This window comes from Gluconobacter sphaericus NBRC 12467 (genome assembly GCF_006539125.1).
Classification (GTDB): domain Bacteria; phylum Pseudomonadota; class Alphaproteobacteria; order Acetobacterales; family Acetobacteraceae; genus Gluconobacter; species Gluconobacter sphaericus.
In genome coordinates this window covers 130,125-153,356 of the sequence record NZ_BJMK01000001.1, presented here as the reverse complement: position 1 = coordinate 153,356, position 23,232 = coordinate 130,125, and the positions used below count along the sequence as shown (strand labels likewise).

The 23,232-nt window shown below is 62.6% G+C and carries 24 protein-coding genes, 1 tRNA gene and 1 riboswitch; of the genes, 11 read left to right on the top strand and 14 right to left on the bottom strand.

Annotated features, from left to right (window positions below):
- The first annotated feature begins 18 nt into the window (after positions 1-18).
- Positions 19-558, top strand: a complete 540-nt coding sequence (locus tag GSP01_RS00730; RefSeq protein ID WP_174787500.1) for a hypothetical protein — start codon at positions 19-21, stop codon at positions 556-558.
- A 20-nt stretch (positions 559-578) separates the two neighbouring features.
- On the opposite strand, the gene GSP01_RS00725 is transcribed toward GSP01_RS00730, so the two are convergent.
- Positions 579-652 (bottom strand) — tRNA-Gly (locus tag GSP01_RS00725).
- A 108-nt stretch (positions 653-760) separates the two neighbouring features.
- Positions 761-840: riboswitch (SAM riboswitch) on the top strand.
- A 71-nt stretch (positions 841-911) separates the two neighbouring features.
- Here GSP01_RS00725 and metZ point away from each other — a divergent pair.
- The 4 genes from metZ (at position 912) to GSP01_RS00705 (ending at position 4,341) form a co-directional block, all read left to right on the top strand.
- Positions 912-2,105, top strand: coding sequence for an O-succinylhomoserine sulfhydrylase (gene metZ / locus GSP01_RS00720; protein WP_141349647.1), 1,194 nt, complete (start codon positions 912-914; stop codon positions 2,103-2,105).
- 41 nt (positions 2,106-2,146) lie between these two features.
- Positions 2,147-2,620 (top strand): Co2+/Mg2+ efflux protein ApaG, encoded by a 474-nt coding sequence (apaG, locus tag GSP01_RS00715; protein WP_041111971.1) that lies wholly within the window; start codon positions 2,147-2,149, stop codon positions 2,618-2,620.
- Positions 2,621-2,704: 84 nt separating this feature from the next.
- Positions 2,705-3,871: a bifunctional 2-C-methyl-D-erythritol 4-phosphate cytidylyltransferase/2-C-methyl-D-erythritol 2,4-cyclodiphosphate synthase gene (locus tag GSP01_RS00710; RefSeq protein ID WP_141350132.1), complete on the top strand. Its 1,167-nt coding sequence runs from the start codon at positions 2,705-2,707 to the stop codon at positions 3,869-3,871.
- Between the two features lie 35 nt (positions 3,872-3,906).
- Positions 3,907-4,341, top strand: a complete 435-nt coding sequence (locus GSP01_RS00705; RefSeq protein WP_141349645.1) for a lysozyme inhibitor LprI family protein — start codon at positions 3,907-3,909, stop codon at positions 4,339-4,341.
- Between the two features lie 75 nt (positions 4,342-4,416).
- Here the strand turns inward: GSP01_RS00705 and GSP01_RS15030 are convergent, their stop codons facing one another.
- The 11 genes from GSP01_RS15030 to aat all read right to left on the bottom strand — a co-directional run bounded on the left by GSP01_RS15030 (position 4,417) and on the right by aat (position 17,096).
- A complete protein-coding gene (locus GSP01_RS15030; RefSeq protein WP_255320838.1) occupies positions 4,417-4,548 on the bottom strand; it encodes a hypothetical protein in 132 nt (43 codons plus the stop codon).
- A gap of 153 nt (positions 4,549-4,701) precedes the next feature.
- On the bottom strand, positions 4,702-5,397 hold the full coding sequence (locus GSP01_RS00700; RefSeq protein ID WP_141349642.1) for an ATP12 family protein: 696 nt from the start codon (positions 5,395-5,397) through the stop codon (positions 4,702-4,704).
- Positions 5,394-7,913 (bottom strand): AsmA family protein, encoded by a 2,520-nt coding sequence (locus GSP01_RS00695; protein WP_141349640.1) that lies wholly within the window; start codon positions 7,911-7,913, stop codon positions 5,394-5,396. The genes GSP01_RS00700 and GSP01_RS00695 overlap by 4 nt, the downstream gene beginning before the upstream one ends.
- Complete coding sequence (locus GSP01_RS00690) at positions 7,910-8,914, bottom strand: RluA family pseudouridine synthase (RefSeq protein WP_141349637.1); 1,005 nt, start codon at positions 8,912-8,914, stop codon at positions 7,910-7,912. The genes GSP01_RS00695 and GSP01_RS00690 overlap by 4 nt, the downstream gene beginning before the upstream one ends.
- On the bottom strand, positions 8,911-10,233 hold the full coding sequence (locus tag GSP01_RS00685) for a replication-associated recombination protein A (RefSeq protein ID WP_228123706.1): 1,323 nt from the start codon (positions 10,231-10,233) through the stop codon (positions 8,911-8,913). The genes GSP01_RS00690 and GSP01_RS00685 overlap by 4 nt, the downstream gene beginning before the upstream one ends.
- A 213-nt stretch (positions 10,234-10,446) precedes the next feature.
- A complete protein-coding gene (locus GSP01_RS00680; RefSeq protein ID WP_141349635.1) occupies positions 10,447-13,713 on the bottom strand; it encodes a DUF3971 domain-containing protein in 3,267 nt (1,088 codons plus the stop codon).
- 61 nt (positions 13,714-13,774) lie between these two features.
- Positions 13,775-14,281, bottom strand: coding sequence for a thioredoxin-dependent thiol peroxidase (gene bcp / locus GSP01_RS00675; protein ID WP_141349632.1), 507 nt, complete (start codon positions 14,279-14,281; stop codon positions 13,775-13,777).
- 63 nt (positions 14,282-14,344) lie between these two features.
- On the bottom strand, positions 14,345-14,722 hold the full coding sequence (locus GSP01_RS00670) for a hypothetical protein (protein ID WP_141349629.1): 378 nt from the start codon (positions 14,720-14,722) through the stop codon (positions 14,345-14,347).
- Positions 14,723-14,887: 165 nt separating this feature from the next.
- On the bottom strand, positions 14,888-15,508 hold the full coding sequence (locus tag GSP01_RS00665; protein ID WP_141349627.1) for a hypothetical protein: 621 nt from the start codon (positions 15,506-15,508) through the stop codon (positions 14,888-14,890).
- Entirely contained in the window at positions 15,505-16,422 is a 918-nt protein-coding gene (locus GSP01_RS00660) for a DUF4412 domain-containing protein (RefSeq protein WP_141349625.1), read from the bottom strand. The genes GSP01_RS00665 and GSP01_RS00660 overlap by 4 nt, the downstream gene beginning before the upstream one ends.
- Positions 16,419-17,096 carry a leucyl/phenylalanyl-tRNA--protein transferase gene (gene aat, locus GSP01_RS00655; RefSeq protein WP_141349623.1) on the bottom strand — a complete coding sequence of 226 codons (678 nt, stop codon included), beginning with the start codon at positions 17,094-17,096 and terminating at the stop codon, positions 16,419-16,421. The genes GSP01_RS00660 and aat overlap by 4 nt, the downstream gene beginning before the upstream one ends.
- Before the next feature lie 104 nt (positions 17,097-17,200).
- Here aat and GSP01_RS00650 point away from each other — a divergent pair, with 104 nt between their 5' ends.
- Positions 17,201-17,404, top strand: a complete 204-nt coding sequence (locus GSP01_RS00650; protein WP_141349620.1) for a hypothetical protein — start codon at positions 17,201-17,203, stop codon at positions 17,402-17,404.
- A gap of 287 nt (positions 17,405-17,691) precedes the next feature.
- Here the strand turns inward: GSP01_RS00650 and GSP01_RS00640 are convergent, their stop codons facing one another.
- On the bottom strand, positions 17,692-18,531 hold the full coding sequence (locus GSP01_RS00640) for an EcsC family protein (protein ID WP_141349618.1): 840 nt from the start codon (positions 18,529-18,531) through the stop codon (positions 17,692-17,694).
- A 141-nt stretch (positions 18,532-18,672) separates the two neighbouring features.
- Here GSP01_RS00640 and GSP01_RS00635 point away from each other — a divergent pair, with 141 nt between their 5' ends.
- Entirely contained in the window at positions 18,673-19,191 is a 519-nt protein-coding gene (locus GSP01_RS00635) for a hypothetical protein (RefSeq protein WP_141349615.1), read from the top strand.
- Between the two features lie 11 nt (positions 19,192-19,202).
- On the opposite strand, the gene GSP01_RS00630 is transcribed toward GSP01_RS00635, so the two are convergent.
- Entirely contained in the window at positions 19,203-19,619 is a 417-nt protein-coding gene (locus GSP01_RS00630) for an EVE domain-containing protein (protein ID WP_141349612.1), read from the bottom strand.
- Positions 19,620-19,807: 188 nt separating this feature from the next.
- On the opposite strand from GSP01_RS00630, the gene GSP01_RS00625 reads away from it, so the two are divergent.
- From GSP01_RS00625 to GSP01_RS00615, 4 genes are read left to right on the top strand one after another with little or no spacing between them, the layout of a single operon-like run.
- A complete protein-coding gene (locus GSP01_RS00625) occupies positions 19,808-20,569 on the top strand; it encodes a heme ABC transporter permease (protein ID WP_141349610.1) in 762 nt (253 codons plus the stop codon).
- A complete protein-coding gene (locus GSP01_RS14670) occupies positions 20,566-20,733 on the top strand; it encodes a hypothetical protein (RefSeq protein ID WP_167315815.1) in 168 nt (55 codons plus the stop codon). Before GSP01_RS00625 ends, GSP01_RS14670 begins: the two co-directional genes overlap by 4 nt.
- Positions 20,730-21,233, top strand: coding sequence for a cytochrome c maturation protein CcmE (gene ccmE / locus GSP01_RS00620; protein WP_011253174.1), 504 nt, complete (start codon positions 20,730-20,732; stop codon positions 21,231-21,233). Before GSP01_RS14670 ends, ccmE begins: the two co-directional genes overlap by 4 nt.
- A 7-nt stretch (positions 21,234-21,240) precedes the next feature.
- On the top strand, positions 21,241-23,220 hold the full coding sequence (locus GSP01_RS00615) for a heme lyase CcmF/NrfE family subunit (RefSeq protein ID WP_141349608.1): 1,980 nt from the start codon (positions 21,241-21,243) through the stop codon (positions 23,218-23,220).
- Positions 23,221-23,232: the final 12 nt, after the last annotated feature.

Sequence of the window (23,232 nt, the reverse complement as noted above, 5' to 3'; positions counted from 1 at the left end):
CGTGTTATGACAGGTCTCATGTCGATCCAGCAGATTTTTTCCCGCCCTGCGGCGGTTCTGGCCCTGTCCTTCATGCTCTCCGGATCCCTGTCCTGTGCGGATGCCGCGACAGGCAAGACCCGCCATCACACACGGCATGCAGCGCAGTCGGCCATTGCCGGTGCCGCCCCCGTCATCCTAACGGCCCATCCGGGCACGAAGCTGGATGAAGATGCCCGCAAACTGAACGAGGACGATCTTCAGGACGCGGCCAAGCACCATGACCAGCCGGTCGTGCTCGTCGGCTCCGCCCCGCTCTCTTCAGGCAAAAATGACGAAGCCCTGTTCGTACAGCTCCAGTCCGCGCGCCTCTGCGGTTCCGCAGGCTGCACAACGTCCGTCTATCTAAAGCACAACGACACGTGGAACACGGTTCTGGACTCCGTCAACGGCGATATTTCCGTCCTCCCCACCCGACACAAGGGCATGCATGATCTGCTGGTCAGCCCGAATGACCGCTGGATCTGGAACGGCAAGGAATATCAGGACACCCTCAGCGCACCGCCGGCACCTAAATAACCACTGTTTTTCGGGAAGTCTGGAGCGGGCGAGGGGAATCGAACCCCCGTATGCAGCTTGGGAAGCTGCCGTTCTACCATTGAACTACGCCCGCTTACGGTTGCGATCATAACCGCTCTGCGATCCCTCCGCAATCCGCCTTCAAGGTGTTGACGCAAAACCGAAATACGGCCCATAGTCCCGTTGTCAGAAACGCTCCAACGTGACTGACCCTCGTGATTTGAGCGGCCGGCTTGCGGCGAGGTTAAAGAATTGCGCTAAAGAGGCCCTGCGTCGTTATCGAACGATTTCCAGGACTTCCACGGCCCACCACATGCGCCCTACACCGACAGGGCGTCTTATGGAGGGACATCATGTCTTCAGAAAACTGGCGCACAGCCACCCGTCTCCTACACGAAGCTCCGAACCGCACCGAGTTCGGCGAAACGTCCGAGGCGCTCTTTCTGACTTCCGGCTTCGTTTATGACAGCGCCGAACAGGCCGCTGCGACCTTCACAGGCGACGTCCAGCACTTCCAGTATTCCCGCTTCGGCAACCCAACCGTGGATACGCTTCAGGAGCGTCTGGCCCTCCTCGAGGGTGCAGAAGCCTGCGTCGCCACATCCACCGGCATGGGCGCCGTCTCCTCGGCCATCCTGTCGCATGTGAAGGCCGGAGACCGCGTCGTGGCTTCCCGTGCCATTTTCGGCTCCTGCTACTGGATCGTGACCAACCTCCTCCCCCGCTACGGCATCGAGACCGAACTGGTGGACGGAACGGATTACGACGCCTGGGAACGCGCACTGTCAAAGCCGACAGCCGCCGTGCTGATCGAAAGCCCGTCCAACCCGATGCTCGATGTCCTCGACATCGCCCGCGTTGCCGAGCTGACGCACAAGGCAGGCGGTCTGCTGATCGTGGACAACGTGTTCGCAACCCCGCTCGGACAGTCCCCGCTCAAGCTGGGCGCGGATGTGATCGTCTATTCCTGTACGAAACATATCGACGGTCAGGGCCGCGTCCTTGGCGGCGCAGTGCTCGGTTCCAGCGCATGGATCAACGAGACGCTTCAGCCCTACACCCGCAATACGGGCAATGCGCTCTCACCATTCAACGCCTGGGTTCTCCTCAAGGGTCTGGAAACGCTTCAGCTCCGCACGGACGCCATGGCGCGCAATGCCGCCGCCGTCGCCGATGCACTGGCCGAACTTCCCGGTGTCGTTCAGGTCCGCTATCCAGGTCGCGCCGACCACCCGCAACATGAACTCGCCAAAGCCCAGATGAGCAATGGCGGCTCCATGGTTGCCTTCGTAGTGGACAAGGGCCGTGAGGGCGCATTCGCCTTCATGAACGCCTTCAAGATCATCGCGATTTCAAACAATCTCGGCGATGCCCGGAGTCTCGCGACCCACCCCGCCACGACGACGCATATGCGCGTCAGTGAAGATGAGCGTGCCCGTCTCGGCATCACCGATGGCGCCATTCGCCTTTCCGTCGGTCTGGAAGATCCGGCAGACCTGATCGATGACCTCAAGCGCGGGGCGGCGGCCGTTGCGGCACTTGCATAAGTTTTCCTGACAAATCCCCGGGATGGCTTTACAATGGCGTCATGCCTGACAAGTCATCCCACCCCCATCTGCACGCCGATCCCGAGACGGCACTCGCCGAAGCCATGGAAAGCGCCCCCCGCTTCAGCGAAACAACGGACGACGTGACGGTCACGGTCCGGACCTTCTGGCTGGACGACCAGTCCCATCCCGAAGACCATCAATACGCCTGGGCCTATCACATCAGCATCGAGAACGAGCGCAAAGACACGTTCCAACTCCTCTCCCGTAGCTGGGAAATCGTGGACGGGCTTGGACGGAAAGAACATGTCCATGGTGATGGCGTTGTTGGAGAGCAACCGGTGATCGGCCCGCAGGAACAGTTCGACTATACGTCCGGCGCCATGCTCACGACACCGACCGGCTTCATGCGCGGCACCTATCACATGGTGGAGCCCCGCTCGGGCCATCGCTTTGACGTCAGTATTCCCGTTTTCAGCCTCGACAGCCCTCACGACAGCACACTGGTGCACTGACCGGCCGTGAGTGGGCCACACAGACAGGCAGAGGAACAGTCACACAAGCTTGACGTTCCCGCCGTCCCGGCCCATTCCTCCCCCATGCGTATCGCTGCCCTCCTTCTCGCCGCCGGTCGTGGCCGGCGCTTTGACGCCTCCTCACAGAACGGGGAAAATTCTTCCAAGCAGTTCCGGATACTGCGGGGCAAACCCGTCATCCGTAGAGCCGCCGAAGCCCTCCTGCCGCATGTGGACATGCTCCTGCCCGTGGGCGACGACCCCCTGCTGGCCGACAGCCTCGCCGGACTGAACGTCCTGCCCCCCGTCAGCGGCGGCGCGGAACGTCATGACAGCGTGCGTAACGGCCTCGAAGCCCTTGCTGCCCTCCCCGAGCCGCCCGATTTAGTGCTGGTTCATGACGGGGCCCGTCCCTGCGTCCCGGCGGAAGTCGTGCAGAACGTGATCGAGGCACTGAAAACCCATGAGGGCGTGATCCCGGCCGTCGCCGTCATCGACACGATCAAGAAAGCTGCCGACGGCATCATCATCGATACCGTCCCGCGAGACGGGCTGTGGCGCGCCCAGACCCCACAGGGTTTCCGCTTTGGCACCCTGCTCGAACTTAACCGTACCCTGCGCGATGCCCGTACCGACGACGCCGCCCTGCTCGAACAGGCTGGCCATCCGGTGGCGATCGTTCAAGGCTCGGAAGACAATATCAAACTGACTGTTGCGGAGGACCTGATGCGTCTTGAAGGTGTGATTGACCGAAACCTGCTGCCCCGCGTCGGACTGGGCTATGACGTCCATGCCTTCGAGGAAGGCCGCAAGCTGATCCTGTGTGGCATTGAGGTGCCCCATACAAAGGGCCTCGCCGGACATTCCGACGCCGATGTCGGCATCCACACGCTGTGTGACGCCATCTACGGCGCACTGGCTGAAGGTGATATCGGCCGCCATTTCCCGCCATCCGACAACGAATGGAAGGACATGGATTCGGCCCGCTTCCTGATCCATGCCGGCGAGCGCATCCGTGAGCGCGGCGGCTTCCTCGTGAACGCCGACGTCACGCTGATCTGCGAACGCCCCAAGATCGGTCCGCACGCCGAAGCCATGCGTAACCGCCTCGCCGACCTTCTCAAGGTCAACGTCAGCCGCATCTCGGTCAAAGCCACGACCTCCGAGCGTCTGGGCTTCACGGGCCGCGAAGAAGGGATTGCCGCCACCGCTACCGTCAGCATCATGGTCCCGGATAACGGGGAAGCCTGACCCTTCCTCGTGCCCGCACACGCCGGAGACCGTTGATGAAGTTTTGCTATTTTTCCGGCTGCTGCATCACAGCGGCATTGCTGCTTCATCCGGCTCTGGCGGCCTCCCCCTGCGATGGAACCAGTACGCCCGATGGCAAAGCCTGCGAGCGCCTGCACCTGTCACAGGCTGAGGCAGAACTCGATCGATATACTGAGGCCGCCATCCACAAAATGCAGGCAGGCACTGCACCAACCCAGACACTCGCCCATTTCCATCAGGCGCAAGCCGAATGGAAGCAATTCCGCCAAGAGGAATGCAACGCCGTTTACAGTGCATGGTCTGATGGAACGATCAGAGGCACCATGGAACTGATCTGCGCGACGCGATTGACTGAGGGCAGAACCTACGAGATCTGGTATAATTGGCTGACATTTCCGGACAGCACGCCACCACTTCTTCCTGAGCCACCGCTCAAACGCGGGCGGTAGACAGACGTCCCATACAAAAAGCCCAGCCCTCCCAAAAGGAGGCCGGGCTTTTTTCATGCCTGATTATGCAGCGGCTCAGCCGTGAATGGCACAGACCACCACGATCAATGGTGTCGCGGCCAGAAAGACCCATGCTCCGATGGAGCAGGTTTTCACGACATGGGTACCCATGTGGCGCAGCAGGGGCCTACGAACGGATACGGACATATCTTCCTCGAATCTCACAGTGTTCGACAGATCCGGAGATAGCGCCCGATCCCCGGCGGGGCGAGTCACCAATCATCTCGTTCTGTCTCATGGCTGGAGCTTCAATGATCCCCGAATATGGCAAGATCGTGCCCCATTCAGGGCATTTTCTTCTCAGATCGAAACCTGCCGTCCGAGCGTTAGAAACATGCCTGCGTCAAGAATGTCCTTCTCGCGGTTTTCCATCGTGCGGATGAGTTCATCATCCTGCCCCCAGGTCGCAAGCTGGGATTTTTCATCATTATTGGCCCACAGCACCGCATCCACGAGGCTGACAGCACCACCCACGACCGCAAGCGACAGAAGCAGACTGCCCGTTGCCTGCGCCAGAACACCCAGAACCGCAAGTTCCAAATCATCCCGTGCCGCCAGAAGCCTCGCCAAGGCCTCCCGGTACCCTTCGGGCTGCACAACCGGCATGAGACCATCGGTTACACTCGGATGGACCCCGTAACCCGAAAGCCAGGCGAAAACCTGCACCGCAACAGGCCCGACCCCGTCTGCACAATAGCAAAGTCCGTCATCCACCCCGAGTCCGAGCAACATGTCCCGCGCAGCCTGCGGAGCGGGCGCAATCCGCTCGATCATCGTCCCGGCCATCCGAGTCAGAGGCAGGAAATCCGGCGTGAAAGCTGTGCCTTCTGCAATCTGGCCCCACTCCCCGGCAATGGCTTCGGCAAGCGCGGACGAACGAACAGCCAGAACATGACCCTGCGGCAGGCGGATCGGCCGGCCATCCAGACGCGGCTGAAACAGCCCGTCATCCGATACGACCGTAACATCTTTCCAGAAACGCTTGTGCCCGCTCAATGCAGAACTCCCAGAGCCCGCAGGATGTCCCCGGCCTTTGAATGATGCGCCTTAACCGCCGAAGGAGCCGGACCAGCCTGCCCCTCCCGCGCTGCCGCCAGCGGTGCCGTGCAGGGATCAGCTGTATTGCTGTCCCCGCCGACCGTCACATGGAAATTACCACCCGCATCCCGATCCTGCGCGACATGTGGGGCCGCTAACGTTCCGGTCAGCACAACCGGTGTGGACGCACCTGCGCCTTCAAAATCCACAACCGGCAGAAGGCGCAGATCCAGCGCCTGCGTCCCAAGCCCAACAGTCCCGCTGCCCGACGTCGAGAACCGCCCGGACTGAAGCCCCAGTGTGTCGATATGGGCAACGTCGTTCGCAATGCTCATATGCACCCCCAGGCAGCGGAGCGAACGCCCCCCTTTCCCGAGCACCAAACTGGCCGCAGACCCTGCCATCTGCCCCAGAAGCTCGCTCTGCACCTGGCCATCCACCATGGAAATGCCCAGATGCCCGTCCAGCGACTGTCGCAGTTCCTGCGCATTGTTGCCCTTCGCCGAAAGCTGCCCCACGACTTGCACCGGCCCCTGAAGCAGAAGCGGTATCCCAAGCTGCGTCTCCAGCAGACCAGCCGGAAGCATCAGCGGCTGGAACGTCACGCTAGCCGTCACCGGAAGCGCAGCGGCATCCAGTTCCGCCATTCCGGACAGCGGCAGTCCCTGCGCCTGACCAGAAATCGGATCCAGACGCAGATGGCCGCCCGACAGCGTCAGGCGCGTCGCCAAATCGGTATAGTCACGCCCCGCAAATACGACATGATCCGCCGTCAGATGCAGGTTCACATCCTGCGCCCGCAACCGCTTCACCCAGGACGGTGTCTGGTCCATAGCGGCCGTCTCAACCGAAGGCTGATCGCTCACAGCCGGAGCCGGGCCATCATTCAGCGATGCCACAGGCTTCGGTGCGGGCACAGCCGGAACAGCGGGCGTAACAGCCGGTGCAGCCGGTTGCGCAGGCTGGAGCCACAGCCTCTTGAGCACATCCAGATCCATTTTCGTGGCATGCAGGTTTCCGCTCACGACCGGCGGAACGTCATGCCCCAGAACCAGCTTGAGCGCCCCGTCCACAGACAGTTCCTGACTACCAAAGGCCAGCCCATCGAACGACAGGTTCTCACGGTCTAGCCCGTCCAGCGTGCCATGCAGACTGACATCATGCAGGACAGCACCTGGCAGATGGAGCATCTTGCTGCTTCCTTCTGCCACAAGATGTCCATTTTCCACACCGATCGTGCCCGAAAGGGCAAAACGGGCATTATCCTGCGCATTGAGCGAAGGCGCACCAGACAGAAGCGTCGCCTGGCTCCGCAGCTGCACCGTCAGCGGCACAGCGGTCTTTAACCCGTCGCGCCAGGCCGCAAGCGCCTGCTGCATCGTCCCCGCCCCACCTTCGACATGCCAGGCCGTATCCCGCCACTGCGTATCTGCTGCGACAGTCAACGCCGCATCCGGCCCTGCGGAGTCGACATGCAGGTTCCGCAGCACGCCCTGCCGCAGTGCGACATAACCAGCATGCAAATGCACGCGCGTCGGCGTCATCCCGCCAAGAACCTGATGCAGCAACGCCTCCCCATCCAGATCCGTCAGCTGACCGGGACTGCCCTGCACCGCAACATCTCCGCCAAGGGCCGGCACATTCGGAAGATTGGCATGCGGGAACAGACGATGCGCATCCTGAAGATTGAGCCATTCGCCCTGCGCCGTCAGAACTACGTTTTCCATCCGCGACGGATTACCGATCCGACCGTCCAGATTCAGCCAGTCGCGCTTATCCCCCTCACCCAGCGTCGTCCCGATGCTGAACGCCCAAGGTTGCGTGCCCCGGATCTGCGACAAATTGCCGACATGTCCCTTGAGCGCGAACGGCGTACCCGCATGATGTCCCTGCAGGCTGATCCATGGGCTGGAACTGCGCAGCCCTGCCAGATCCAGCTTATCCAGACCGAACGAACCGCTTGTGTGTGTCAGACGATCGTTCCAGATCACCGCAGCCTGCGCGACATGCAACCCATCCAGAGACAGATCCCAGTGCGCCTGAATCCGCTGCCCGCTCCGACCATGCACCGGCAGAGACGCATCCTCGTTCTCACGATCCGGCGTCAGAGACCAGTTCGCCTGCCCGTCCAGTCCCCGCACAAGATTGACTGTCGCGCCTTCGAGCACGAAATCCTGAAAGCGTACTTCCCGATGTAGCAAGGCAAAAACGGCGATCCCGGCATGAACTGTATGGGCCTTGAGAAGCGGCGACTGTCCATCGCGCGTAAGCACAACATCAGATGCCTCAAAGGCCGGCCAGGGCAGAAATTGCACCGACGAATGACGGACCCGCATCGTAAGCCCGGTCTGGTGCCGAAGCGCCACGGCCACGCGCTCGCGCAGCGCGTCCTGATCGATCAGGACATGCGTGGCCACGCTTACACCAACAAAAGCAACGATGACGGCAATCAGACCGCCGGTGAGCTTCTTCATTTCGCAGGCCCCCGGCCCTTGCTGCTGCCTCCACGAACGCGTTTGGGCGCAGGCGTCTCACCCGGCACGAAGCCCAGCGTGCGGAAAGTCTCGCGCATATGCGGCGGCAGAGGGGCCGTCACGATCAGGCGCCCACCGGCGGGATGAGGAATATCAAGCTGGCGCGCATGCAAATGCAGCCGGTCGATGAACCCTTCCGGATGCGCAGCCTTTCCGCCATAGCGCGGATCACCAAGGATCGGCGTACCGATGGATTCGGTATGCACGCGAAGCTGATGCGTCCGCCCGGTCAGCGGAGACAGCTTCAGCCAGCTCAGCTTCTTTCCGGCCGCATCGAGCGTCGCATAATCCGTCTTGGCCGACGCTGCGTCTTCCTCATCGCGTGACGCCGCAATCACCAGCGCCGCGCCACCCGCGCCAATCTTGGCCAGAGGCTGGTCGATGATGCCGGATTCCGGCGAAGGGCGCCCAACCACCACGGCCCAGTACGTCTTTTCCACATCGCGGCCGCGGAACGCCGCCGCAAGCTTCGCCGCCACACCCGGCGTACGGGCAATCAGCAGGATGCCGGACGTATCACGGTCGATGCGGTGCACCAGACGCGGCCGGTCTCCGCCCTCGGACCGCAGGCCGTCAAGCATCATGTCCACATGCTTCGTAATGCCAGGCCCGCCCTGCGTCGCAAGACCGGACGGCTTGTCGAGAACCAGCAGATGCTCGTCCTCGTAAATCACCATCTTCCGAATCTCACGCTCCAGCATCGGATCCGGCGGTGGCAGCGGCGCGGGCTTGTCCACGTCGGGCAGCGGCGGGATGCGGACGCTCTGTCCGGGGATCAGGCGCGTATTGGTCTGAACACGGCCTCCCTCCACGCGGATCTGTCCCTTGCGGCACAGTTTCTGGAGCGCGCCCTGCGTCAGATTGGGGTAGTGACGTCTGAACCAGCGGTCGAGGCGAATATCGGCCTCATCCTCGGTCACGATGCGGTTGGTAACTGTCATGGTTCGCGGGATGCCCTCTTGGCGGCCCGCATGTCCAGAAGTTTTCTGATACGCCCCTCATGTCCGCGGTCCGTGGGATGGTAAAGGGACGCCCTGGGCATCCCTTCCGGGAAGTAGTTTTGACCCGAAAACGCATCCTCGCTGTCGTGGTCATATTCATAGCCTTTGCCGTACCCGATATCCTTCATCAGGGACGTCGGCGCATTCAGGATATGCGACGGCGGCATCAGACTGCCGGTATCCCGCGCCAGAGCACGGGCTGCCTTGTAAGCCGTATAGACCGCATTGGATTTCGGGGCGGTCGCCAGATGCACCACAACCTGCGCCAGCGCCAGTTCTCCTTCCGGCGAACCCAGCCGCTCATAGGTCTGCCACCCCGCCACGGCCATCGGCAGCGCGGAGGGATCGGCCTGCCCCACATCCTCGGCCGCGAACCGCGTCAGACGCCGGGCGATGTAGCGCGGATCCTCCCCGCCCTCCAGCATGCGCGCGAACCAGTACAAAGCCGCATCCGGATCGCTGCCCCGCAGCGATTTGTGCAGGGCGGAAATGAGGTTGTAATGCTCTTCCCGGTCCCGGTCATACAGGATGGCCCGGCGGGACAGGATCGCCGCCAGATCGCGCGGCGTCAGCACCTGCGACGGATCAAGCGCCACAAGCTGCTCGACCATATTCAGCAGATACCGCCCGTCCCCATCCGCCATGGCGCGCAGACTGGCCCGCGCTTCCGGATCAAGCGGGAGAGGACGACCGACTTCCTCTTCCGCATGTTCCAGCAGGCTCTCAAGGCTCGCATCATCCAGCCGGTTCAGCACCAGAACCTGACACCGCGAGAGCAGCGCCGCATTCAGCGCAAAGGACGGATTTTCGGTGGTCGCTCCCACCAGAACCACTGTCCCGCGCTCGACATACGGCAGAAACCCGTCCTGCTGCGCGCGATTGAAACGATGAATTTCATCCACGAACAGCAGCGTGCCCTTACCCGTCGCCGCCTGTTTCTGATCCGCCTCCTCAAACGCCCGACGCAGATCCGCCACGCCGGAAAATACGGCAGAAATCTGGGAATAAAACAGCCCGGCACGTCCTGCGAGCAGGCGCGCAATCGTCGTCTTGCCACATCCCGGACCGCCCCACAGGATCAGGCTGGACAGCGTCCCGCGCGCCAACATCCGCGTGAGTGTCCCCTCAGGCCCGAGCAGATGATCCTGCCCCCGCACATCTTCCAGCCTCTTCGGCCGCAGCCGGTCTGCCAGAGGCTGCGTCCGGGACGGCGGACGACGCTGCACCTGAGGCGCTTCGATAGGGCGCTGCTGCCGCATGTTCTCCGGTACGCGGGAGGGCGTACGGCCCAAAGGATGTCCCGGAGCACGGTTCGCGTCCGGAGCGCCGCCGAAAAGATCTGTCATGTCGGTCACTGGCGTCTCCCGCTCCCCGAAACCCCATCAGAAGGTCTGCTCCCCGGATATGGGGAGCCCGGCCGGTCAGGAAAATCCCCGGCCTCACATTACCGAAGCATAACCCCGGTCGCCGACTTAATGAAGAATGCGCCGCATCGCGCCTGGCAGCAGCATCGACAACGGATTAACTGACAGATCCGGCTTCTCGACCGTTCCATGCAGATCGAACGTCGCCGCGAGCAGCCCGCCGCCCTTCTCTGGAGACAGCAGATGCCCCAAAACCGGCAGCCGTCCGGGCAGCGCATTAAGCCCGAACAGCGGGACGATTGTCCCGTTCAGGCTCAGTTTAGCCGTCGTCAGGTCGATCGGCCCTTCCATCGTAGCCCCAAGCGCCTGATTACCGATCACGCCATCATGCAGCACCAGCAGGTTCCCCGCCAGGCTCAGACGCGTCGCCAGATGGCTGATCTCGAACCGGTCCAGATGATTGGTCAGCCAATGCAGCGGAGACAGGTCCGATACCGCAGTCAGCGTCAAAGGCGGCCGCAGGAACTGTGACGGTCCCATTTCCACATGCCCCCGGAAAGGAGGCAGACCTCCCCACAGTCCGGCCGATTTCGTATTCTGCCCTTCCGGCACCTTCCGCACTGTCGTCTCGTCCGGCGTGAATACCCCGTCCAGATGCGTCTGACCGCCCCGGATACGGTCATACAGGCCCAGACCTTCAAGCAGCGTTCCCAGATTATCAATATCTAGCACAAACGGATGCTCACGCCCCGTATCGCCCAGCACCGCCCGCACCCGCGTCGGCGCATCGAGCGCAAATCGCCCCGAGACCAAATGCCCGTTCCGCAGCTCAATCTGCGAGACAACACCGCCGACCTGCGCCCTGGGCCCATAATAGACATGCGGCGCATTCAGGCTGATGGACCAGCTGTCCCCCATGGACACGTTCTTTTCGCCTGCCCCACTCCGCGGCGCAGCAGCCGGCGCCGTCGGCAGATGGGGCGCGAACATCGGCGCCAGATCCAGCGGATCCGCATCGACCGTCACGCCAATGGGCTGACCCGCGGCCTGCGGCAGGGCAATACGCGCATCACCCTCCGTCCGGCCGATCCGGAAGCCCTCAAGCACGATCTCCGTCAGCTTGCCTGCACGGGTCACACCGCGCCCCGCAACTGAAAGCCCGGTCCCATGCGCCTGCAATCCGTCCAGAACCGACATGCGTCCGTTCTGGAACCCGATATGCACCATGGCCGTCGCAGGCTCACCCATCGGCTTGGCCCAGATCGGCACTGTCAGGGCCGCCTGCGCCATGTCCAACGACAGCTTCAGATCGGACATCTCATTGGCCTGCTGCACGAAATGCGCATTCAGAACCGCATGCCCATCAAACAGCCCTCCCGGCGCGATCCGAGCCTTCGCGGCGGACTGCGGGTCCAGAACCGAACGTGCATCGATCGTCTGCAACACCCGAGACGGCGCCCCGCCCTGAAAATTCTCATGCAGCACGACATGCGTGGGAATCCCCGCAAGCCGTCCGTCTCCCGTCAGGTCCAGCGCAGCCTCGGTCGCAGACATCTTTCCAGACGCCCCGTCCACCGGCTGCCCCAGCAGGACATTGCCCAGATGCACGCCGGAGAACGTGGCCTGCGTCCAGACATGCAGCGCCCCGTCCGGAATATGCGCGACAAGCGGCAGCGTCATCCGCACATGCGCATCCACCATTCCATCCGGATTCGTGAACGGCAGCGGATGTCGCGCCAGAAGATGCAGCCGCGGATGCGCCAGCGCGGACATGAAGCCTGCCAGAGACCCCGTCAGATGCGTGGAAATATCCCCGGTCTGATCCTTTGCATACAGATCGCCAATCCGGATCTCCCCGTCCGGAAGCAGCACATTTTCCTTCACGCCTGTAGGCTGGACACCTCGGCTCAGATCAATCACGAGCGTCTCCGGCCCGTCGAAATGCAGGGACGCATCCAGGCCCGTCGCGGGCGGAACCGGCCGCAGCCAGTTCACCGTCAGACCGCGCCCCGTCAACTGCCCCTGAACCGAGACTGGCAGAATGCTGGCCGGCCCATGATCGCCGTGCAGATGGGCTTTAACCTCAAGGTCCCGCCCCGTGCCGTCGGTGATGTTTCTGGAAATCCAGCGCCGGCCGCCCTTGATGATGCTGGCCGGCCAGATGGAGCCCAGCGTCGCAAAGCGCACCCCGTCCAGCCCGGCCTCGACGTCCCCGTCCATCACCCGTGGCTGACGCAGACTGTCCAGCCTCAAACTGGCCGAGGCATGCACATGTGTCAGCGCACCCGTATTATCCGCCACATCCAGCCCGACAGACGGCACCGAAACCGTAGCACCCCCATTCAGGCCCAGGCGATCCATCTGCAGATGCACACTCGCCTGTCCGGCATGGAGATGAATCGGATCAGCCGTTTTCTGGAACACCTGTCCATCGCCCAGCGACAGGTTCAGCGTCAGTTCCGAAGGCTGCTCGTCCATGCCATGCGGCACAAAAACTGCATCCGCGCCGACCGATACCGGAACATGCCAGTCCGCCACCAGCGGGCTGAAAATACCAAGCTTCGCAGGTTCAAACGGCGTGCTGCCCAAATGGAGCCTGCCCGTATTCCCAACCTGCCTGGCCTGCGCCGTCAGGGTCGTGCGGAACCCGTCGAGCATGACCATCGTCCGGGCAGTTCCCGTCCAGACGAAATTCGGCGAATGGTGCGCCACCCGGATGCGGCGCCCCTGCATCTCGACCGGTCCGATCACGGCGGTCCGGCCCTGCGGCAATCCGGCGAGAGTGACGGAAACATTGTGGACATCAATTGCCCGCAACCTGTCCAGCCGCGTCGGCACGCCCCGGCCACCCCGTTTCTGGTTAGGCAGATCCATGTCCACATCGCCACCGGGCAGACGGCGAAGGGCCAGCGTGGCGTTCTCAAGCCGCAGGGTTCTGGGCGCGATCACGCCCTCAAACAGCGCGCTCAGCGACAGAACGGCATCAGCCTCTTCGGCACGTTCGGCGATCAGATCATCGAAGCGGGTGACTTTCAGTCCGCGCGCCATCAGCACCAGTCCGGCGGGAACGCCACCCGCCGCAGGCTGCCACTGGATGTGCAGCGTATCCCAGCTCAGACGGCCGGCCGGATGTCCCGGGCGCTTGCCTGCCGCGATGGAAACTGGCTCCACAAGATGCGAGATGCGCGTGATGTCCACCGGACCATGCGCCAGCTCCCACAGGAAGACACTTCCCGCGGCAGCGACGAGCGCGATGGGCGTGATACAGACCAGCGCTGCCCAGCGCGCAATATGCAGATGCCGGGGGAAATGTGGCCCTGGACAGAAAGGATGGAAACGCCTGCGGGGAGAGCGCGGGAAGTCGGGGACGGCCATAGACGGTCATCGGCGCGTTTCCGGCCTGTCTCCCTCGTAAAAAAGTTCGTGCGGGAAGCCCTCAGGCTCCCAAAGAGAGATTCCGGAATGCTTCAGACACCAGAGCTGCGTGGGTCGCAGGCTTCACCTTGCGCCACACATTCCGGATGATGCCCTGCCCGTCCACCAGGAAGGAGCTGCGCTCCATTCCCATATAGGTCCGGCCATACATGGATTTCTCAACCCATGTTCCATAAGCCTCGGCGACGGCATGATCCTCATCCGAAGCCAAGGGAAACTGAAGCCCGTATTTGGTGGCGAATTTTTCAATTTTCGCCACCGGATCGGGGCTGACGCCAATGATGGTCAGGCCATCAGCCTCAAACTTCGGCAGAACTTCCTGAAGCCCACAGGCCTGCGTCGTGCAGCCCGGTGTATCGGCCTTCGGATAGAAATAGAGCAGATAGGGCTTCCCTTTCAGCTCTGCACTGCCAACCGTGCGTCCACCCGAGGCGGAAAGCGTGAAATCCGGCGCACGGTCACCCGGCTGAAGGTCCGTTATGGAGAGAGAAGCTGTCATGACAGGCATGATTGCCTCACCCTTCCGCTCCGATCAAGGCAAAGTGGACACAGAGTGTTCAGTTTGCCTTGATCAGTAACCCCGATACATCCCTGGATAGACCACTGCCGGCGGCGGTCCGTAAACGACCTGCGGCGGCGGTGCATAAACGACCGGTGGCGGGGCATAGACCACCTGAGGCGGGGGCGGCGGAGGCGCATAAGGCTGCGCCAGAAGCGCACCACCCACGGCACCCAGCGCCAGACCACCCAGAATCCCGCCTACGATAGCGCCAGAATGATCGTGATAGCCACCATGCCAGCCACCGCGCGGGCCACCATATCCATAGCCCGGGCCAGGGCCGCCACCATGCCAGTGAGCCTGAGCCTGCGGCACCAGAACATTCGGGACAATGGCAGAGCCGATCAGCAGGGGAGCGGCCATAAGAACTGCACGTGTGATGCGACGCATGGCATCTTTCTCCTCGAAACACGTGGACCGGAAATCCCCGGATGAAGGGGGTCTTTTTCCGTCCATGAGAAAGATCATGACCGCTGAAAATGGCAGCAAGAGGCGCCAATCATGGCAGAAGCCGGACGAATTGTAACAGCGCCGGGCCGCTCAGGCCCTACGATCTCAGTGCGCGGGATCGACGCGGTGATAGCCCGGCGGCGGGTCGAAAATCTCGACAGGCTGCGGGGCGTGGCTGACGGAAACTGCCTCCACGACCGGCTTGCCATCATGGACCGCCCCGAGCATCAGACCGTCATCAGTGTAACAGAATGTGGTTGGGTGATGATCGCTGTCCGCGCTTTCCCAGATCGTGCAGGCTTCACCCGCGATCCTGCCCTGCCCCAGTCTGCGCCATGATCCGGATGCTGGTGTCCCAGGCGCGGAAAAACCCTGCCCCGGCGCAGACATGACAGTCGCCGTACGGTTCGTGCCATCCAGCACCATCAGCGTATGCGTACGGTAATCCGTCAGCATGATCGTAGCAGAGCCTTCCGGCTCGACCCGCTGCCGCCACAGCGCGGACGTCCAGCGCATGCGCTGGTGCATGCGCTGCCCGGACGGGCCGGTCAGGACATAATCGATATCGGCGTCATGCAGCGGCGTTACCAGCGGGGCCGAACCCAACTCTGGCGAGGGTGCCGGAACCGGAGCAGACGGCACATTTGCCCTTGCCGGGAAAGCGCATACTGCCGCCATCAGAATACAGGCCGCGCCGCATGCGCCGTGCCAGAACGTCAGCCTCATTTTTGATTTCCATCAGCAGGACCGCTGGGCGGCTGATCCGGAGCGGACACCGAGCCATCCCCCGAAGAATCATTGGAAACGGAAGGCTGGGTCGTATCAGTCTGGGACGACTGCCCCGGCAACTGTGCCTCAGGGCCAGGTGTTGTCGCCGCCGGGGCCGGACTGTCCTGGCTTCCAATCACGGGGCTGTCGGAATCGGACGTCTCGGGGCGCGCTGCCTCAGGCATTGTCGTCTTCATGTCGCTGCCTGAGGCTTCCGGCACGGGAGACGGTGTCGCACTTCCGGCCTGGCTCTGATGGGCTGGCCGGGCCTTCGGCTCGAGAATATGGAATCCCGCCGGCGGCTCGAACGTCGAGGAAGGAATATCATGATAGGACACCGAAAGGGCCTTGATCGATCCTTCCACCCCATCCGCATCCACGCCATTCTCAGTAAGAATGACGCCGTCTTCCGTCACGCAGGCGCTGGCCTTGCCATGGCTGCTCTGGATGTCCCAGCGCTCACAGGCCACGCCCGCCACGGTTTCATGTCCCGCCGGCGTATACTGCATGTCCATATCGAGCATGAACGGATTATGCAGGCCATGGCTGGGATGCAGACGCGTATAGACCTGCTGCTTCATCATCACGAGCGTCACCTGCTGCGCCGGCCGGTCGAGAATCGTCACGCCATTGCCGTCCTGCGAATCAATCCGCAGCAGATCGCCCGCCCCCGAGAACGCCACCTTGACGGTATTGGGCCCAGCTTTGGCAGGCGAAGACGGCGTGGTGAGTTCATAGACAACCGTGACATCGCGCGTCGGCGTCAGGCGGGGATGGTCCTCCGCACGGGCCGGCGTCACCAGACACAGGCCGACAGCCAGCACTCCCAAGGGCGCGGCAGACATGAGGGCGGGGCGCGTGAAAACAATCATGGCGGATCTCCGGCAGGCGCGTACCCGGCAGGCACACGCAGGGACGCAATGGATTCCCGCAGGGCCTGAAGGCTGAAATCGTCAGGCCAGACCGCACACACGGTCAGCGCCTGATGAAGCAGGGACTGATAATCCGCCGCTGGAATTCCGATACCGCCAAGCCCCGTCAGATGAGGCGTGGTGTATTGTGTATCCAGCAGCGTGAACCGCCCCTTGCGCAACCCTGCGACAAGATGAACCAGAGCCACCTTAGAAGCATCACGTTCGCGCGAAAACATGCTCTCGCCGAAAAAAGCCCCATGCAGCGACACGCCATACAGGCCACCCACCAGCTTTTCACCGTCCCAGACCTCGATGGAATGGGCGTTTCCCTGCCTGTGCAGTGTACCGTAAAGAGCGCGGATACGCCCGCTGATCCAGGTCGTCTCCCGCCCTGGCGCAGGCTCTGCGCAGGCCAGCATGACCGCATCGAAAGCCCGGTCAGCCGTCACCGTCATTTTGCCGGACATCACCAGTCGCATAAGCTTCTTGGGGACGTGCATCCCGTTCAACGGCATGATCCCGCGCTCTTCGGGCAGGTACCATGAGAGTTCCGTGCTTCCGGCGTCGGGCGCCATGGGAAAGATCCCCGAGGCATAGGCCCGCAACAGAAGATCCGGCGTTATGTCGTCCATGAGGATACAGTCTCTACTCGTGTCATGATCCGGTCATCACGGGAAAACATGGCCGTGCCGGCAGCGGGCATGGTAAGGGTGTTCCATCGTCAGGGAGACCTCCAGTGCCGCTTGCCTTCGTCTATGCCATCATTCTCGTCATTCTCGGCGCGCTGCGTCTTGCAATGCCTGAAGCGCACGGCCTGCTGATGACCCTCGCCAAGGTCAACGTCTTCTGCCTGGTCATCTCCGCGCTCATGGATCTGTGGATGATGCGCGAAGGTGTCGAACCCCCGTCCATGACCGAGGCGTCCTTCACAGCAGACTGATCAACATCAGGATCAGACCGGCCATCGAGATACCTCAGATCAGACTGCGCACTGCCCCAATAGAGATCGGCAGCGTCTACGCCAGATTGGCCTGCGCCCGATTCAGCCTTCCCGCCATCCCCGTATAACAAGGCGGATCACCGTCGCGGTTGCTGCTCGCCCAGTGCAGACCGTCCTGCTGACGGCACGCGGCGGCGGTGAGGAAAAGCTTACGACCGCCAGCAACAATGTCTATCCAAGCCAGACAGGACTGATCGGCATGGGGTTTCCCCGGAAACTCCCGAAAATCAGGAGAATGTTTCAGATGCGCCGGTTCCCCCTGCGCGCAGGTCGGCAGCTGCTTCCTTAACGGCCAGCCCATGCGTCCGTTCCAGACGGCGGATCGTGAAATGGGCCCGGGCCAGCGCGCGGTAATGCGCGAGAAATGCCGCATTGAGCGATGCCCCACACAGCGCGCCCGCCACGGGCACCATCTGCAACGCGAATTTGCGCGACAGGCCAATTCCGTAATGCGACGCCACTTCCGCCATCAGCATGACGATCGGCCGTCCGCGCAGCAACGCCCGCGCCGAGAAGAACCCGAGTTCGCTCTCATCTTCGGCCTGTCGTGCCGGAAAACTGCGCAGGGCGAACACTTCGAGACAGGCCCGGCGCGTGTCTTCATTACGCAGGTCCTCGCCTTCCTCGCGGGCGATACGCGCGATCTCGCGCATGATGGTCAGCGTCGTGAAACCCACATCCGGTGCAAGACCGAAGATTCCGCCGAAACCACCCAGCGCGCCCGAAACAGCCACGGCGGCCTGTCCCACATTTTCGCGCCAGGGCTCACGAACGGCAGGAGCCTCGTTATCGATCCCAAGTATGGCGACCTTGAACGCACGCTCGATGGCGATCTCAGCCGCGTTGTGGAATTTTTCCTGCACTGCCGGCGCCAGGCCAAGTCCCTGCATACCGAGTCGCGTCGCCTGTCCGACCGCCCCCCCCATCAGGTCTGCAAGACGCACGAGAACCCCGCGACCCTGTTCCACCTTTTCGAGAACCGACTGAAGCTGGGCAAGCGAATCCCCGTCCAGCGCCATCGAAGCGAATTCGCTGGTTGGAAGCTGCGTGTCATTCACTACGGTCATGACGATCAAAACTCCTGTTCGTAAGACCCGAAACCGTTTACCGGATAGCAGGTTTCATATCCTAACATGGCGCCATCATGGGGATATCGGCCCTGTGACGCTACCCGGGACGCCCCCGGCGGGGTGAGGAGAATTACAACAATGACCGTATTATCGCGCTGGATCCTATCTGCTCCGCTGGCAGCCAGCCTCCTCATCCCGGCCGGTTTTTCGGCCCATGCCGCCACAACTCACACCCGTCACCATGCCGTACACGGCACGGCCAATCTTCCGCAGATGGGCCCGACAGCCGGCCAGATCGTCGGCGCACCGGCCAAACCTCTGACTCCGGCCCAGCAGTCCGCCCTGCCCGATGAAGGCGCGCCGCCGCCGCCACATGGCTATGCAGAAGTGGAAGACTCGGAGACCGTGCTTGCCAGCTACAGCGATCGCGTCCGCACCCATCTTCCGGTCGGCATGCCCGGCCCGAACGCCCAGCAGAAGACCAATGGCACCAACAACCTGCCATCCCATTTCACGCTGTTCGGCATGCCGGTGAAGTTCAACGCGCCCGTTCAGTCATCTTATGAAGATGAAGACTCCCCGACGAGCTACGCCGGCCATCCGGTCAACGGCCAGACGAACATCCTCGTGAACGGCGACTCCTCCCCCATTCACTAAAACCGCACCTCTCAGGGACGCGTCCACCCCCCGATCTGCGTCAGGTGACGGAACTCCGCCTCCGTCACCGGCGCAACTGACAGTCTGGACTGTTTCAGCAGTGCCATCTCCGCCAGGGCAGGATCCGCCTTGATGTCGGCAAGACTCACTGGATGGGCAAAAGCCCCCATCGCCTTCACATCCACACAGACCCAGCGCGGATCTTCTGCTGTCGGGTCCGGATAAGCCTCCCGTACAATCTCAACCACGCCGACAATGCGTTTTTCGCTGACGGAATGATAGAAAAACGCCAGATCGCCGTTTTTCATGGCCGAGAGGTTGTTGCGCGCCTGATAGTTGCGCACTCCCGTCCACGGCTCGACGCCGTTATGGACCTGCTGTGCCCACGAGAACGCCTCAGGTTCCGATTTCACCAGCCAGAAAGCCACGTCTCACTCCCGCCGCAAGGGCATTTATTAGAGCATTTGCCGCTCAATTCCGTGAAACGTGATAACAGTGATCGGAACAATGGGACAACGCACCTCTTCCGAATATGATTGCTTCGGACTATTTCAATGGGGAACTTGTCGCGGGGAACCCATCGCCGCGTTGCCACTCTGCCGAGGTCCGTGTCCCAGTGCGCCCTACCCCCAACCTGCTCCATCGCTATGCCAATCCGGGGCAGTTTCTACGTCTGGCGCGCACTCTGCTGCCCTGGCTGACCGGTGGTGCGATCGTGTTTCTCGTAGTCGGCGTGATCTGGGGCCTGTTCGTCGCCCCGGCTGACTGGCAGCAGGGTGACACCGTGCGCATCATGTACGTACATGTCCCGATGGCCTGGCTGGCTTCGTCCTGCTACCTCGGGCTTGCGATCTGCAGCGTGCTCTCGCTGGTCTGGCGGCATCCGCTGGCCGATCTCGCTGCCATCGAAATCGGCCCGGTCGGCGCCTGCGCCGCTGCTTTGTGCCTGATTACGGGGTCGCTCTGGGGTGAGCCGATGTGGGGCACATGGTGGGTGTGGGATGCACGCCTGACCTCGATGCTGGTGCTGTTCTTTTTGTATCTCGGCCATATCGCCCTCATCCGCGCCTTCGATGAACCGGCCCGCGGCCAGCGCGCCGCCGCGATCCTCGCACTGGCTGGCGTCATCGACCTTCCGATCATCAAGTTCAGCGTCCAGTGGTGGAACACCCTGCACCAGCCCGACAGCATCACCCTGACCGGCGCACCCACCATGTCCATGATGATGCTCTGGCCGCTGCTGATCTGCACGATCGGCTTTACGCTGGGTGTTGCGGCCGTCATTTTCACCCGGCTCAGCGCCGCCATCCATGAAAGCCGTGCGCGCCAGATGATGGCCCGTTCGCGTCTCGATCGCAGGGACAGTCAAGCAGCATGATGCATCTCCCGAACCACTGGCCGTATATCGCGGCCTCCTATGCCCTGACGCTGGGTTGTTCGCTCGTCCTCGGTGTCGGTGCTGCCCTGCGCCTGCGGAAATCCAAAGCCCGTCTGGCCGCCGTTGAGGGCCATGCCCGCCGCCGTGAAAGGTCAGCATCATGACCCGCAAGACCCGTCGCCTCTGGATCGTCATCGCCTGTCTGGCCTGTGTTGGCTCCGCCGCAGCCCTGACCCTGCGGGCGTTCTCGTCCAACATCGTCTTCTTCATGGCGCCCTCGCAGGTGAAGGCCAATCCGCCGTCGCCTGACCGAACCATCCGCCTCGGCGGCATGGTCATGGCCGGCAGCCTGCACCGCATCAACGAGAACGGTACTCCCGTGAACGCCTTCGAAGTTACAGACGGACAGGCCGCCGTCGAGGTCCATTACACGGGCATTCTCCCCGACCTGTTCCGCGAAGGACAGAGCGTCGTGGCCCTCGGCACCGTGCAGAAGGATGGTGGCTTCACAGCCAGCGAAGTCCTCGCCAAGCATGACGAGACCTACATGCCCAAGGAAGTCGCGGACGAACTCAAACGGACTGGCAAATGGGACCCGCGCTTTGGCAAAGCGCCGGACGCCTCAAGTTGGGACACCATGACCGCAAAGAAAGCAGGGGGCTGATCGCCTGATGTTCGGACCAGAACAGGGCCATTTCGCCCTGGCCCTCGCCTGCGTGCTCGCCCTCGTGCAGTTCGCCGTCCCGCTCTGGGGCGCCAGCCGCCGCGATGCGCGCCTCGTAGGGCTTGCGCCCTATCTCGCGGTCTCGCAGCTTATCGCGCTGGGCTATTCGTTCCTATGCCTCGTGATGTGCGCCGTCAGCGACGATTTCTCTGTCCAGAACGTTGCGGCGAATTCCGCCGTCTCCAAGCCGCTGCTGTATAAAATCACGGGCGTCTGGGGCAACCATGAAGGCTCCGTCCTGCTCTGGACGCTGATCCTCGCTGTCTGCGGCGGCGCAGTCTCACTATTTGGCCGCAACCTGCCGGACATCCTGCGCGGACGCGTTCTGGCCATCCTCGGCGGTGTCTCCGCCGGGTTCCAGATGTTCTGCCTTCTGACCTCCGATCCGTTCGACCGTGTGTTCCCGGCACCGATGGATGGTCAGGGCATGAATCCGCTCCTTCAGGATCCCGGCCTCGCCTTCCACCCTCCCATTCTCTACACCGGCTATGTCGGTTTCGCCGTCCCCTTCGCCTTCGCGGTCGCCGCCCTGATTGAGGGCCGCGTTGATGCCGCATGGGGCCGCTGGGTTCGTCCCTGGGCCGTGGCGGCCTGGTGCTTTCTGACCTGTGGTATCGCGCTGGGCTCCTGGTGGTCCTATTATGTGCTGGGCTGGGGCGGTTACTGGTTCTGGGATCCGGTGGAAAACGCCTCCCTCATTCCATGGCTCACGGGGACAGCACTCGTGCATTCCGCCATTGTCGTGGAAAAGCGCGAAGGCCTGAAAATCTGGACGGTCCTTCTGGCCATTGCGACTTTCTCGTTCTCCCTGTCCGGCACGTTCCTCGTCCGCTCGGGGATCCTGAACTCGGTCCATGCCTTCGCCAACGATCCCGCTCGTGGCGTGTTCATCCTTGCCTTGCTGGCCATCGTTATCGGCGGCTCGCTTACACTGTTTGCGTGGCGCGCACCCTCCCTCACCTCGACCGGTCTGTTCTCGCCCGTTTCGCGTGAAGGCTCGCTGGTCCTGAACAACATCCTGCTGTGCTCGATCTGCGCCGTCGTCGTCACAGGCACGATGTACCCGCCCTTCATGCAGCTTCTGGCCGGACGGACGATTTCCGTGGGCAAGCCGTTCTTCGACGCCGCCACGATCCCGCTGACCCTGCCGCTCCTGCTGGCCATGGGCGTCGGCACCGCGCTGCCGTGGAAGCGCGCACAGCTCGCCCGGACCTTCTCGCATCTTTATGCCGCAGCCGGGATTGCGGCGATCGGGCTGGTCCTGTGCTTCTGGAAGCTCTCCGGCATCCTGCCCATCGCCTGCGGCGCGCTGGCCGTCTGGGTGATCGCGGCGTCCGTCTCCGACGTGTTGCGCCGGATCGGCATCGGCCATACCTCCGTGCAGGGCGTGTGGGAGCGGATGAAGAACCTGCCGCGTTCGAGCTGGGGAGCAGCGCTGGCCCATATCGGCGCGGGTATCACTATCCTTGGGCTGTGCGGCATGTCTCAGGCCGAACATGCCATCGTTGAAGTCCATATCGGCGAGACACGCTCTCTGGCCGGAGACGACTGGACGCTTCTCGACGTGCACGACTATATCGGCCCGAACTACAAGGCCATGCAGGCCGACATCGCCATCCGCCATAACGGAAAGCTCGTGACCATCCTGCATCCTGAAAAGCGCGACTTCACGACGCAGAGCCAGACCACGACCGAAGTCGCCATCCACACCAACTTCATCACCGACCTGTACGGTGTGATCGGTGACCGGCACGGCACCGGCCAGGACACGACCTATGTTCTGCGACTGCACCGCAATCCGCTCGCACCCTGGATGTGGCTGGGCGGGCTGGTCATGGCCATTGGCGGCGCATTCTCGCTGTCTGACCGCCGCATGCGGATCGGCGCCCCCAAGCGCGCGTCCGCCCGCAACATGGCCCGCGCCTGAGGGGAGAGAGAC